At 44.7% G+C, this 12352-nt stretch carries 12 protein-coding genes; 6 read left to right on the top strand and 6 right to left on the bottom strand.

The window, feature by feature from the left end; genetic code table 11:
• Positions 1–13: 13 nt before the first annotated feature.
• From FGG15_RS16235 to FGG15_RS16225, 3 genes are read left to right on the top strand one after another with little or no spacing between them, the layout of a single operon-like run.
• On the top strand, positions 14–2179 hold the full coding sequence (locus FGG15_RS16235; RefSeq protein WP_138838127.1) for a TonB-dependent receptor plug domain-containing protein: 2166 nt from the start codon (positions 14–16) through the stop codon (positions 2177–2179).
• Between the two features lie 5 nt (positions 2180–2184).
• Positions 2185–3726, top strand: coding sequence for an HmuY family protein (locus FGG15_RS16230; RefSeq protein ID WP_138838125.1), 1542 nt, complete (start codon positions 2185–2187; stop codon positions 3724–3726).
• Positions 3727–3736: 10 nt separating this feature from the next.
• Positions 3737–4183: a DoxX family membrane protein gene (locus FGG15_RS16225; RefSeq protein WP_138838123.1), complete on the top strand. Its 447-nt coding sequence runs from the start codon at positions 3737–3739 to the stop codon at positions 4181–4183.
• A 199-nt stretch (positions 4184–4382) separates the two neighbouring features.
• Here the strand turns inward: FGG15_RS16225 and FGG15_RS16220 are convergent, their stop codons facing one another.
• From FGG15_RS16220 to FGG15_RS16210, 3 genes are all read right to left on the bottom strand, one after another.
• Positions 4383–4799, bottom strand: coding sequence for a nuclear transport factor 2 family protein (locus FGG15_RS16220; RefSeq protein WP_138838122.1), 417 nt, complete (start codon positions 4797–4799; stop codon positions 4383–4385).
• 108 nt (positions 4800–4907) lie between these two features.
• Positions 4908–5867: an alpha/beta fold hydrolase gene (locus FGG15_RS16215; RefSeq protein ID WP_138838120.1), complete on the bottom strand. Its 960-nt coding sequence runs from the start codon at positions 5865–5867 to the stop codon at positions 4908–4910.
• Between the two features lie 67 nt (positions 5868–5934).
• Positions 5935–6489 carry a TetR/AcrR family transcriptional regulator gene (locus FGG15_RS16210; RefSeq protein ID WP_237561844.1) on the bottom strand — a complete coding sequence of 185 codons (555 nt, stop codon included), beginning with the start codon at positions 6487–6489 and terminating at the stop codon, positions 5935–5937.
• Between the two features lie 158 nt (positions 6490–6647).
• On the opposite strand from FGG15_RS16210, the gene FGG15_RS16205 reads away from it, so the two are divergent.
• The 3 genes from FGG15_RS16205 to FGG15_RS16195 all read left to right on the top strand — a co-directional run bounded on the left by FGG15_RS16205 (position 6648) and on the right by FGG15_RS16195 (position 9080).
• Positions 6648–7511, top strand: a complete 864-nt coding sequence (locus tag FGG15_RS16205) for a helix-turn-helix domain-containing protein (protein ID WP_138838117.1) — start codon at positions 6648–6650, stop codon at positions 7509–7511.
• Between the two features lie 81 nt (positions 7512–7592).
• The gene (locus FGG15_RS16200) at positions 7593–8597 is read left to right on the top strand and encodes an NAD(P)/FAD-dependent oxidoreductase (RefSeq protein WP_138838115.1); all 1005 of its coding nucleotides are present in this window, start codon (positions 7593–7595) and stop codon (positions 8595–8597) included.
• Between the two features lie 129 nt (positions 8598–8726).
• Positions 8727–9080: an endonuclease domain-containing protein gene (locus tag FGG15_RS16195; protein ID WP_138838113.1), complete on the top strand. Its 354-nt coding sequence runs from the start codon at positions 8727–8729 to the stop codon at positions 9078–9080.
• 168 nt (positions 9081–9248) lie between these two features.
• Here FGG15_RS16195 and hemL read toward each other — a convergent pair whose 3' ends face one another.
• From hemL to FGG15_RS16180, 3 genes are all read right to left on the bottom strand, one after another.
• Positions 9249–10526, bottom strand: coding sequence for a glutamate-1-semialdehyde 2,1-aminomutase (gene hemL, locus FGG15_RS16190; protein WP_138838112.1), 1278 nt, complete (start codon positions 10524–10526; stop codon positions 9249–9251).
• Positions 10527–10613: 87 nt separating this feature from the next.
• Positions 10614–11465, bottom strand: coding sequence for a glucosaminidase domain-containing protein (locus FGG15_RS16185; protein WP_138838110.1), 852 nt, complete (start codon positions 11463–11465; stop codon positions 10614–10616).
• Complete coding sequence (locus tag FGG15_RS16180; protein ID WP_237561843.1) at positions 11462–12340, bottom strand: 1-aminocyclopropane-1-carboxylate deaminase/D-cysteine desulfhydrase; 879 nt, start codon at positions 12338–12340, stop codon at positions 11462–11464. The genes FGG15_RS16185 and FGG15_RS16180 overlap by 4 nt, the downstream gene beginning before the upstream one ends.
• Between the last annotated feature and the right edge of the window lie 12 nt (positions 12341–12352).

Below are 12352 nucleotides of genomic sequence, written 5' to 3'. Positions count from 1 at the left end.
CAATTAATCAAGAATGAATCTAAATAACCAAATACCCGTAATCTTAACATCCTGTTTAATAGGTGCTTATGTAAATTCGCAACAACTCGATTCTCTAGAGCAAGAATCCATGGCACTCAAGCAATTGAATGAAGTTGTGGTGACCGGAGAGAGCAAAGTGATGTCGCTCAGCAAGAAACTATTCGCCGTTGGGGTGGTAGATCAAAAGGACATTGCCAAAGTTGCGGGTAACAATCTGGCCGATATTCTGAACTATAACCTCAACATCACAATTACCCCAGATGCTTCTACCGGAAGATCCACTGTGAACATGTTTGGTTTGGATGGGCAATACGTGAAAATCTTGATTGATGGCATCCCTGTTGCCAGTGATAATGGGGTAGGCAATAATATCGATATCACCCAAATAAATCTAGAGGATGTTGACCGCATCGAAATCGTGGAAGGCTCTATGGGAGTGCTGTATGGGGATAATGCGGTAGCAGGGGTTATCAATATCGTAACCAAACGAGGCCTGGAAGGTGACTATGCCTGGCAGGTGCAAGTATCCGTACAAGAGGAAACCGTTGGAGACGAATATGCCCTGTTTGATGAAGGCCGACACATCCAAAACTTTAAAGTCAGCAATCAGGTCAATAACAAGTTGGGCTACTCCATTGGCGCATCCAGAAACGATTATGCCGGTTTCTATAACAACTTCCGAGGTAAAGATTATGTCAATATCCAAGATAATACCTTGATCAATGACGGTCTCCGCGGAACCGAATGGAATCCTAAGGAACAACTGACCGCATTTGGTAACCTAAATGCCACCTTGGGCAAGCACAGTATCTTTTTTAAGCTGCAGTACTTTGACGAAGAGGTGACGGTTTACGATCGCAACGTAACCGGACGTTTGGACCCCGGCACCGGTTTGGTAAACCCTACTGCATTGGACGAAATTTTTGAAACCGATAGCTGGGTCAACAACCTCACCGTTTCGGGTCCTTTAAAAGGACAGACCAATTACAATCTGTTCTTTTCATACCAAGACCAAAAACGCCACTACCAACAATATGTCTACAACATTCTACAACAAGGTATTGAGTCTTTTATCGCGGATGATCTAAGTCAGTCTAGTAAAATTTACTATTCCAAGGGTTTTGTCTCCAACATCGTCCCCAAATCGGAGTTTTTTAATGCGCAGTTGGGGTATGAGTTCACCCGCCAAACCGGGTTTGATGCCATCGCCACTGGGGAATATTCCAATGACGTGGTCGAAAACACTTTGGAAAACTATGACTTTTTTGGGGTACTGGACTTTAATCTAACAGACAAGCTTTCCTTTTATCCGGGAGCACGGTTCACCAACAATTCCCAGTTTGGCAACCAATTGATATGGTCCCTTTCCTCTACCTATGATTTTACAGATACCTTCAAACTAAAAGCCGTCTTTGGCTCTGCATTCAGGGCGCCCAATTTTGAGGAGTTGTTCTTCTATTTTGTGGATGCCAACCACAATGTGCAAGGGAATCCCAACCTTCAACCTGAAGATGGAATTTCCGTGTTTTTGAATTTGGAAAACAAGTACAAAATCGGGGAAAGTGGCCTTCTAAAATCGGCGATTAAGTCGTATTACTTTGATATTCAGGACAAGATAGCCAGCGTGGTAACCGCGGATGATAATGACCGAAGCCTCTTCACCTTTGCGAATGTGGATTATTCCAAGATTTTGGGATTTTCGTGGGAGAACAGCATCAAATTGGACCGTTGGCAAGCTGGATTGGGCGCAACTTATATGGGCGAATCCACAGCGATTGACGGCTCTGCGAATAGTAACAGTGATTATCTCTGGAGCTTTAACCTTCAGACTACCTTGGGCTATACCATCCCTTCTTGGAAAACCACACTTTCCACCCAATTAAAATATACCGGAAGAACACAGGTTTTGGTCCCTGGGGACAGTGGTCCCGTGGTAGGGCAAACCGATAATTTCACTTGGATGGACGCTTCTGTTAGAACAAGTCTTACCAAGGATTTGGATATCACCCTTGGTGCACGAAACATCCTCGACATTGTTACCGTAAACGCCTCCAATGTGCCTTCAGGAGCACATGCATCCAATTCAACTTCTAGCAGGTTGTTCGGTAACGGAAGATCTTATTTTCTAAAACTATCATACAAATTAAACCTTAATTAAAAACCATGAAAAAACTTACTTTTCTATCCGTATCACTGTTTTTGGCAATGCTGAGTGCTTGTAGTAGTGACGATTCAGATGATCTTATTGATTTTTCGGTAACTTTTAGTACTGCCACCATTAGTACTTCGGAAACGGATACCACCAAGGAAATCACCCTGAATTTTTCACGAGCGGCCACTGAAGCTGGCACGATCACGGTATCCTTTACAGGCGAAAATGCGGTTTACGGCACCGATTTCTCTACTGTTCCAGCAGCAACCTCCGGAAGTATTTCCCTTCCTGTGGCGGTGGGAGATTTAAGCACTACCATTACCTTCACTAAAATCTTGGACCCCATTGAAGGAACCACCAAGTCGGTTACCTTCTCCTTGGATGAATTTGACAATACGGACTGGATGAATGGTTCCGTAAACTCCGCGACCGTTAGTTTTTCACCCATCGCAGCCTTGAACGGTATCATCGATTTGGAAAATGGGGGTTCCAACATGCCCAATCAAGTGTATTTCGATTTTAGCTCTGGAGTTCAGACAGCGGTAAAACGGGATACTTGGGAACTAGGTCTGTTCAATGGCTCCGAAAACCGGGTGTATTTGAATGCCTCGCTACTGGTATCGGCCGCCGAGTTGGAAGGAATCACAGATCTACTTTCGGTAACCGAGGCCACAGCTTTAACCTCTCCCTTGGAACTGAACACTTTGGATGCTATGACCTTTCAACCTACCACAGTAACCGTAAACACTGTGGAAGAACTACTCCAAGGATTGCCTGTGGGTTATTTCCAGTACGGGGATATTGACGAAGGTGTAGTCTTTACCGATACCTGGCAAGGGGATTTGGAAGGGACGGCCTTTGCAGAGATTTCCACAACGGCCGACGAAAACAATGTTTACATTGTGGGTCTTGGAAACGAGATTCCTACCGAAGCCGCCGAACCTGGAAGTATCAACACCACTGGCGACCATCGAGGCTTTATGAAGGTGCGGATCCTGAGCGATGGAAGCAATTATACCATTCAATATGCAGCCTTGGACGAGACAGCAAATTTCTCCGAGGTAACAGTTCCCAAGAATTCCAGCTACTTGGTTTCTGGTTTTAGCTTGACCGAAGGTCAGAGCGTAAGCGTAGAACCAGCAGCTGATGCATGGGACATCAACTTTAGTGGGGTGTTTTCTTATTATGGTTACCAAGGCCCACTTGTTGCCGGATTGACCTATTCCGATTTTGCCGTGCACAACACTTTGGGAGATGTGGGACTTTACCAGATAACCACCTATGAAAGGGATTCCGAAGGTGTGGTTACCGAGTTTGATGTGCCTTCCTATGCCGATTTTGCCAGGGGCGATGTGGACGAATCCGCATTGGTTTACGATGACAGAACAGCAATCGGTAGTGGATGGAGAGATGCCTTTGGCGGGGTATTGAAGGATGACCGCTATTACGTGCTAAAAGATGCCGCAGGAAACTACTATAAGATGATGTTCACTGCCTATATAAGTAACGAAGGGGTTCGTGGTAACGCCCAATTTACTTACGAAAGACTTTAAAAAGGACATCATGAACATCAAGAATATTGTTTTTATAATCCTTCGTCTGGTTTTGGGCGGAATGATGGTCTACGGAGGCATCCAGAAGTTCCAGAAACCAATCCCAACCCCAATCGAGGTTGTAGAAAAAGCCGAGAAATTTAAAGCTCCTGAAAAGGAAAGTACCCTTCAAAAAATATTGTACATCAGTGGAGCCAAACAGACCGGATACTTTTGGCAGGTGCTGGGTATTTGCGAGTTGTTATTTGGTCTGTTGGTACTGTTGCAAGGCACCAGCTTTGTGGGCGCCATTTTCTTACTGCCCATCACCTTGCACATTTTTTTGTTCCATGTTTTTTTGGAAGCTGATGAGCTAGGCGAACTATTAGAGACCGGAGGTCTGTTTGCTATCAACATTTTGCTCATTCTTAAAGAACGAAGCAAGTGGCAACACCTGCTTTGGATCAAACCGATTTAGTTAGGTTGGTTTAGTTAGATTTTTGTGGAAAACGGGGCTTTTACGCCCCGTTTTTTTTGTAAAACCCCTCCCCTCCGGCTCAATTGCAAATTGAGCCACCTTCCCACTTCGAAGGGAGGAGTAAATTTATAATACTAGAATGCTCCTCTCCTTGTGAAGGGGAGGTGATTCCAACGAAGTTGGAATCGGAGGGGTGGAATCACAATCGCCTATCCCCTTCCAAAATAGCCACATCATTAATACTTGCATACCGCTTCTTCATCAGGCCATTTTTATCAAACTCCCAATTTTCATTGCCATGGGCGCGGAACCATTGTCCGTCCTTGTTTTGATACTCGTACTCAAACCGAACAGCAATACGATCATAGCCATGCGCCCAATACTCCTTTTTGAGTTTGTATTGGCGTTCATTTTCCCATTTGTCCGTCAAAAACGCTTGAATCTCTTCCCGCCCATTGATGAACTGCGACCGATTTCGCCATTCGCTATCCGCCGTATAGGCTTTTGAAACTTTTACCGGATCTTGACTGTTCCAGGCATCTTCCGCCAATTGTATTTTTTGTTTGGCCGTCTCCAAGGTGAATGGAGGAACCGGCTGTTTTACTTCTTGTTCCATAGTATGTTGTTTATGCTGACCTAAGTCGGATTAAAACCCAAAACACTACCCGTAGCCTCATGAAAAAAAATGAGCCACGGGCAGTGCACCTAATTACTGGTTTTCGAATTATTTTATCTTATTCTTTGATAGGAAGTTGCTGATATAATTGGCAATCTCATCCCCTTTTTCCTCCAGGGCAAAGTGTCCAGTGTTCAACAAATGGAACTCCACATTCTTAAGGTCACGTTTGTACGGATGCGCTCCTGAAGGTGGAAAAATGTAATCGTTCTTTCCCCACACGATCAAGGTAGGTACCTGATATTCCCGAAACAGTTTTTGCCATCCAGGGTATCGGTCCACATTGGTACGGTAATCGTAGAACATGGCCAGCTGGATTTCGTTGTTCTCCGGACGGGCCAAGTGTTGCAGGTCGTGGTGCCAGTTATCCGGACTTACTTTGGTACTGTCCTGCACCCCATGCAGGTACTGCCATTTAAGACCACCAATCTGGTGAAATCCTTCCAAGGACTTTTTGTTTTCTTCCGAATTGTCAGCCCAAAGCTTGCGCAGGGGATCCCAAAAATCTGCCAAACCTTCTGAATAGGCGTTTCCGTTTTGCACAATAAATGCTTCTACACGCTCTGGATGTTTCTCAAAAATGCGATACCCTACTGGTGCACCATAGTCCATGAGGTATAAGCTGTATCGGTCTACTTTAAGTTGCACCAAGAGTTCATCAACAATCTCGGCAAAGTTGTCAAAGCTGTACTCAAATTCGGACATGGGTGGTTGGGAGCTGCGCCCATAGCCAGGATAATCCGGTGCGATTAAATGATAATCTTGGGACAAATCTTCTATTAGATTGCGGAACATGTGTGAAGAAGTGGGGTACCCGTGCAACAACAACAGGGTTGGGGCATCTTTGGGGCCTGCTTCGCGATAAAAAATATCCAAACCGGCCACCTTGGCAGTGTTGAATGTGGTTGGATAAGGCTCTACACCGGACTTTTTACGCTGTCCGTTAAGGTTCGTGGCCACAAAAAGTGCCATTACAAATACTACTAGAATTGATTTACTTGTTTTCATGATTTTAATCTCTATTGTTGTTTTTGTTAATTACCGAACGTTCGGTTATTATATGGGTTAAATTTTTTTATGCTGTATATCTCCGTTCAATATTTTGGAGGGTCTCGGCAAAAGGCTCGGTGTTGCCCATGGCCTTACTTAGCACCAGACTTCCTTGGACCTCAATAAAGCTCTGCTTGGCCAATTGCATGGCGGTTTCCGAATCTTTGCCAACGGCCTCGCCCATAATGCTGAACGATTCCAACCACTGCCCAATCCCCTGCTCTATTTTGTTGCCAAAGAGCGACATGCCGGTGTCCATACTCAAGGAGCGGTACAGGCAGACCTTCGTCCCATGGCCGTATACCTCTCCAATATTGTGCAGGGCATCTTTAAGCCGTTGTTGGGGTGGCAATTCCGCATTGGAAAGTACCTTATAGACCTTTTCATTGATCCAGGCTTCCATAAAGTCCAGCACGGCATCCGTCATTTCCTTTTTACCTCCGGGAAAGCGGTGGTAGAGACTGGCTTTTTTTAGTCCAGTGGCCTCGGCTAACTCGTTTAAGCTCGCCCCGTCATATCCCTTGGAACGAAACACGGACATGAGCCCGTATAAAATTTCCTGATCTGATACTTTTGCCATTCTCATGGGACAAATGTACAATCATTTTCAATTTTACCAAACGTTCGGTAATATTTTAACACACTTTAACGGAATTGGTAGACTCATGCTATTCCCTTGGAGAAATTGGTATAACAAACTAGCTTTATATATTGCTAAATAGGATTAGGTATAATCACATGAAAGAAATCCCAATTGCACGGCTGCATCATTTCCAAGAGGAACCCCACCTTTTGGGGAACTTTATCATTAGGGATATTACCATACTTTTGGAAGAAATCCCCATGGTACAGGAACTGCACCGGCACGATTTTTACTTTGTCCTGGCTTTGGAGCATAGCTCTGGCCAACATCATATTGACTTTACGCCCTATCCGGTAGGTGATCATTGCGTGTTCTTTATGCGACCCGGGCAGGTGCACGATCTTACATTGGACCAAGGCTCCACCGGTTTTGTAATGCAGTTTACTTCAGACTTTTTTGATAATTGCAGCATGGATTCCAGATTGCTGCTCCGCTCTTGCAGCAATACCACGCTGTATTCCTTCAATCCTTCTTCTTACGCAAATGTGACCGCACCCTTACATGCCATCCTGGACGAGTTTTCCGCAGAACGCCCAGGTCATGAAAAAATGATCAAGGCGCAACTGGACATTTTCTTAATCGAGCTTTTACGCCAGCAGCAAGCTAAGGTTCCCAAGCTTAAAGGCCCAGACCTCTACCCCCGCGAGCAACTGGAGGTCTTTTTGGAACTGCTGGAAACGCATTTGGGCACCCATAAAAAGGTTTCGGACTATGCCGAGATGTTGAACCTAAGCGCATACCAGCTCAACAGCATTACCAAGGCCGGATTGGGCAAGACCTGTTCCCAAGTCATCAATGACCAGATGATTCTAGAATCCAAACGGATGTTGCTGGCCACCAGCAATCAGGTCAAGGAAATTGCCTATGCCTTGGGCTACGAGGATGTTTCCTATTTTATCCGGTTCTTTAAAAAACACACGGGACATTCGCCAGACGCCTATCGGCAAAACTTCGCATAAGTCCTATTCAACCCTGCACTTGTCCTACTGCCCAGACCTTTATGGTCTATACTTTTGTTCTTGTATTATTAAGAGCTCGTCATGAGACCCATGAGCCGAAGGACATTTATAAACAAGAGCAGCAGCGTTACCGCATCGGGCATGCTGTTTCATCCCTTAAATTTTAGCACCTATTATCCCATGAAAAAGAACCATTTTGATGTTATTATTGTTGGCGGAAGCTACTCGGGCCTCTCCGCTGCCATGGCCCTGGGTAGGGCCCTGAAAAAAGTTTTGATCATAGATAGCGGTAAGCCCTGCAACCGGCAAACCCCCTATTCGCATAATTTTTTGACCCAGGACGGGGTACCGCCACATGAGATTGCCCAACTGGGTCGAAGTCAGGTAGCCCAATACAGCACCGTTCAATTTTTTGATGGCTTGGCTACCGAAGGTAGAAAGATTGCAGATGGGTTTGAAATTACCACTTCCAACAAGGAGCAGTTCACAGCTAAAAAGCTGGTCTTTGCCACGGGTATAAAGGACATTATGCCCACCATTGAAGGTTTTTCGGATTGTTGGGGGATTTCCATTTTGCACTGTCCCTATTGCCATGGGTATGAAGTACGCGGTGCCAAGACGGGAATTCTGCTTGATGGGGAAGAGGCCTTTGAGTTTGCCAAATTCCTGACCAACTGGACCGAGGACCTCACCCTTTATACCAACGGAAAAACTAGCTTGTCACCCGAGCAGGTGCAGCAACTGAAGTCGCTCCATATTAAGCTTGAAGAAAAAGAAATCCAAAAAGTGGAGCATGAAAAGGGATACATTAGCCAACTTCATTTTGAAGATGGAAGTACTGCTCCCCTTACGGCGATGTATGCCCATATTCCTTTTGAACAGCATTGTGATATTCCCATTTCCCTTGGCGCTGAACTGGACGAACAAGGATACCTTGCCGTAGATGAGATGCAGAAAACCAGCGTGGAAGGAATTTACGCCTGCGGGGACAACACCACTCGGATGCGAACCGTGTCCAACGCGGTGTACATGGGCGCCATGACGGGCATGCTGCTGAGTAAGGAGATAATTATGGAGGAGGTTTAGTGATTTGTATATGCTTTAAACTTAAAAAAAACTCCTCCCTTCGTAGGAGGGGAGGTGTCCGAAGGACGGAGGGGTTTTAGCTAATTAATAAATTAATTACCTTACCCCTACCCAATCTTACAATACCCAATGAGGCGACATAACAAACGTATACTAAAACAGTATCGGAAAGACCTACGTAAAAACCTGACCCCGGCCGAGGCTTTTCTCTGGACAAAACTGCAACGCAAACAAATGGACGGAAGGAAATTCAGAAGACAGCACAGCATTGATAATTTCATTGTGGATTTCTATTGCGCTTCTGAAAAACTGATTATTGAACTGGATGGACAGGTGCATTTTAATGCTGTGGCCCAAGAAAAAGATTGTTTCCGGACTCAATATTTGGAAAATCTGGGTTTTACCGTTCTCCGATTTGAAAATAGAATGGTGTTTGAGAATTTGGTTTCGGTGCTAGAGGAGATTCAGGAGCATTTTGATTAGTTGTAACCAAATTCATGTTTTGACCCTTCCGTCCTTCGGACACCTTCCCTTAAAGGGAAGGAGCAGTATTTAATTAATGTGAAATTTGTTGCTCCACAAGGATATGGGAAGGAGCAATATCCAATTAAATTTAAATTAGTTTCTCCTACAGGAATCTGGGAAAGGACATTAGAAAATAGTTCCAACAGCTTCAATGGTCTTGTCCAAATCCGAATACGTCAAAGCATCATTCAGGAAGTAACTTTCGAAAGCCGACGGTGGGAGATAAACTCCTTGCTCCAGCATCCCGTGAAAGTATTTTTTGAAAGCATCGTTATTGCCTTTGGCCGAGGAAGCAAAATCCACAACAGGGTCTTCACAGAAATGCACAGAGATCATACTGCCATATCTGTTGATTTGGTGCGTCACTTTTTTTTCGGTCAAAACTTCCGCGATACCATTATGTAGATATTCCGTTTTTTCGGCTAGACTAGTGAATACTTCAGGTTTATTGTTAAGTTCAGTAAGCATGGCCAATCCGGCACTCATGGCCAGCGGATTCCCGCTCAAGGTTCCGGCTTGGTATACTGGACCTTCCGGTGCTAAATGAGACATAATCTCCGAGCGTGCTGCAAAAGCACCCACGGGCAGTCCACCGCCAATTACTTTTCCAAACATCACAATGTCTGCGTCAATGCCCAAGGCTTCTTGTGTGCCACCTTTGCCCAATCGGAAACCGGTCATTACCTCATCAAAAAGCAACAAAATGCCTTCTTGGGTGCAAAGCTCACGAAGGCCATGGATAAATTCATCTGTAGGGATAATACAACCCATATTTCCGGCCACAGGTTCCAGAATAATGGCCGCAATTTCACCTTTATTGGCTTCGGCAAGGGCTTTTACCCCTTCCAAATCGTTATAATTGGCCAACAAGGTATCCTTGGCGGTTCCCTGAGTCACTCCAGGACTGTTCGGACTTCCAAAAGTCACCGCTCCGCTCCCCGCCTGAATCAAAAAAGAATCGGAATGGCCATGGTAACAACCCGCAAATTTGATAATCTTGTCCTTTCCTGTATAACCACGTGCCAATCGGATCGCGCTCATACAAGCTTCGGTGCCGCTGTTCACAAAACGGATTTTATCAATGTTCGGCACCATGGAAACGGCCAATTGGGCCAGTTCGGTCTCAATTTCGGTGGGCATTCCAAAGGAGGTTCCTTTTTTGGCCTTCTCAATCACTGCATTGATTACAGGCTCATGGGCATGGCCCAAAATTAACGGACCCCAAGAGGCAATGTAGTCAATTAATTGATTGCCATCTTCATCATAGAGATAAGCCCCTTTGGCCTCTTTTACGAAAATGGGTTCTCCGCCTACGGCTTTAAAGGCTCGTACTGGTGAATTTACTCCACCCGGGATGTATTTTTTGGCCTCGGCGAACAAGGCGCTACTTCGTTGGTATAGCATGTAGTGTTCTAGTCTTTGATGTCCGTTCGAGCGCAGTCGAGAACGACATCCATATAATCACATCTCGACTGCGCTCGATGTGACATTTTACTTCGTCTTTTCTTTTCTAATATTCAACACCTGCCCAATGGAAATGGTATTGCTGCTCAGATTGTTGAGTCGTTTTAGTTCATCTACCGAAATGGTATATTTTCTTGAAATGCCATAAAGTGTATCACCTTGTTCCACCACATGGGTGAATACGTCATACTTTTTGGGTGCCCGTACGGTATCCAGTCCCCCGCGAACTATTGCTTCATCATATTGGTCCAAATTGTAGCGCTCTATCAAGGCAATCAGCTTTTGAGGATATTTGCGGTCCGTTGCATATCCTGCTTGACGCAACCCGTAGGCCCATTTTTTATAGTCGTCCCGTCTGTAATTAAAGAGAAAAGCATATCGCGAACGTGAAGACAAGAAAATGCTATGGTCCCGGAACGAATACATAGGATGGTTGTATTTTCTAAAGCACTCCCCCTTTGCATCATCATCATGGAAATCGAATTCCCCGTCCCATCCGGTGTGGCATTTTATGCCGAAGTGGTTGTTAGTTTTTCGCGTTAACTCACCCTTTCCCGATCCACTTTCCAAAATTCCTTGCGCCAAGGTAATGCTGGCCGGAATGCCAAAGGCTCGCATTTCGTATTGGGCCATTTCGGCAAAAGTTTCGATGTATTCCTGGGTATCGGCAATGGGAAATTTTACAAATCGGCCTGGGTTAACAGGCAGTGGGTACAATTCCGATTCCTTGGGTCCATCTTTAGGTAAATCCCGATTAGGGTTTCGGTGGGTTGTAGTTTCCACCACCGGTTTCGGCTGTCGTGTAACTGTTCTCTTTTTGGATTTACAACCCGTTAATAAAACAACGAGCACCATAACATATCCAACTCTTCTGATCATAAATCCAATAACGGTAAATTCTTTCGTTTCAGTACTTCGTTCATGCCTTTTATCCCTTGTAAACCTCCGGTATGGATGGCCAAAATTTGGGTACTTGACTTAAAAAAGCCTTTTTTTATCAGGTCAAAAATACCAAAAACCATCTTTCCCGTGTAAACGGGATCCAAGGGAATGCCTGTTTTCTTTTTAAAATTGTTGATAAAGTCAACCAATTCGGTGTTGATTTTAGCATATCCGCCAAATTGGTAATCCTGGATTAATTCCCAATTTCTACTATCTGATAACTTCTGGATATCGGCATTTAAAAAGTCCCCCTTAAGCGCGGGAAATCCCAAAACTTTTTGGTGTGGTTGTGCTGAATTGATAAGTCCAGCTATAGTTCCACCCGTACCCACGGCACTACAAATAAAATCGAACCTGTTATCCTCCTCAGTCAAAATTTCTTCACAACCTTTAATGGCCAAATCATTAGTTCCGCCTTCGGGCAAAAGATAAACATTGCCAAATCTTGACCTTAACTGATTTTGATATTCTGGATTGCCTTTTTGCCGATACTCGCTTCGGGATATAAAATAAAACTTCATTCCATGTTCTGAAGCCAGTTTTAACGTTGGATTTTTTTGCCACCCCTCCTCTAGCTCCTCCCCTCGGATGACTCCGATGGTTTTTAGTCCGGCCTCTTGACCAGCAAAGGCTGTAGCCGCAATATGATTGGAAAAAGCACCACCGAAGGTGAGTAAGGTGTCCTGCCTCCGCTGTTTCGCCTCAACAAAATTGTATTTGAGTTTTCGGTATTTGTTTCCGGAAATATGCGGATGAATAGTGTCCTCCCTTTTTAGATAAAGAGTCACCCCTCTTTCCTTAAAAAATGGCAAATCAACTTTTTG

This window comes from Flagellimonas algicola (assembly GCF_005937185.1).
In the GTDB taxonomy this organism is placed as follows: Bacteria; Bacteroidota; Bacteroidia; order Flavobacteriales; family Flavobacteriaceae; genus Flagellimonas; species Flagellimonas algicola.
This window is presented reverse-complemented; position numbering and strand designations above follow the sequence as displayed.

What these genes read in the sequence shown, in the direction of transcription:
- FGG15_RS16235 (WP_138838127.1), top strand. Translation starts at nt 14, where the DNA reads ATGAATCTAAATAACCAAATACCCGTAATCTTAACATCCTGTTTAATA.
- FGG15_RS16230 (WP_138838125.1), top strand. Translation starts at nt 2,185, where the DNA reads ATGAAAAAACTTACTTTTCTATCCGTATCACTGTTTTTGGCAATGCTG.
- FGG15_RS16225 (WP_138838123.1), top strand. Translation starts at nt 3,737, where the DNA reads ATGAACATCAAGAATATTGTTTTTATAATCCTTCGTCTGGTTTTGGGC.
- FGG15_RS16220 (WP_138838122.1), bottom strand. Translation starts at nt 4,799, where the DNA reads ATGGAACAAGAAGTAAAACAGCCGGTTCCTCCATTCACCTTGGAGACG.
- FGG15_RS16215 (WP_138838120.1), bottom strand. Translation starts at nt 5,867, where the DNA reads ATGAAAACAAGTAAATCAATTCTAGTAGTATTTGTAATGGCACTTTTT.
- FGG15_RS16210 (WP_237561844.1), bottom strand. Translation starts at nt 6,489, where the DNA reads ATGGCAAAAGTATCAGATCAGGAAATTTTATACGGGCTCATGTCCGTG.
- FGG15_RS16205 (WP_138838117.1), top strand. Translation starts at nt 6,648, where the DNA reads ATGAAAGAAATCCCAATTGCACGGCTGCATCATTTCCAAGAGGAACCC.
- FGG15_RS16200 (WP_138838115.1), top strand. Translation starts at nt 7,593, where the DNA reads ATGAGACCCATGAGCCGAAGGACATTTATAAACAAGAGCAGCAGCGTT.
- FGG15_RS16195 (WP_138838113.1), top strand. Translation starts at nt 8,727, where the DNA reads ATGAGGCGACATAACAAACGTATACTAAAACAGTATCGGAAAGACCTA.
- hemL (WP_138838112.1), bottom strand. Translation starts at nt 10,526, where the DNA reads ATGCTATACCAACGAAGTAGCGCCTTGTTCGCCGAGGCCAAAAAATAC.
- FGG15_RS16185 (WP_138838110.1), bottom strand. Translation starts at nt 11,465, where the DNA reads ATGATCAGAAGAGTTGGATATGTTATGGTGCTCGTTGTTTTATTAACG.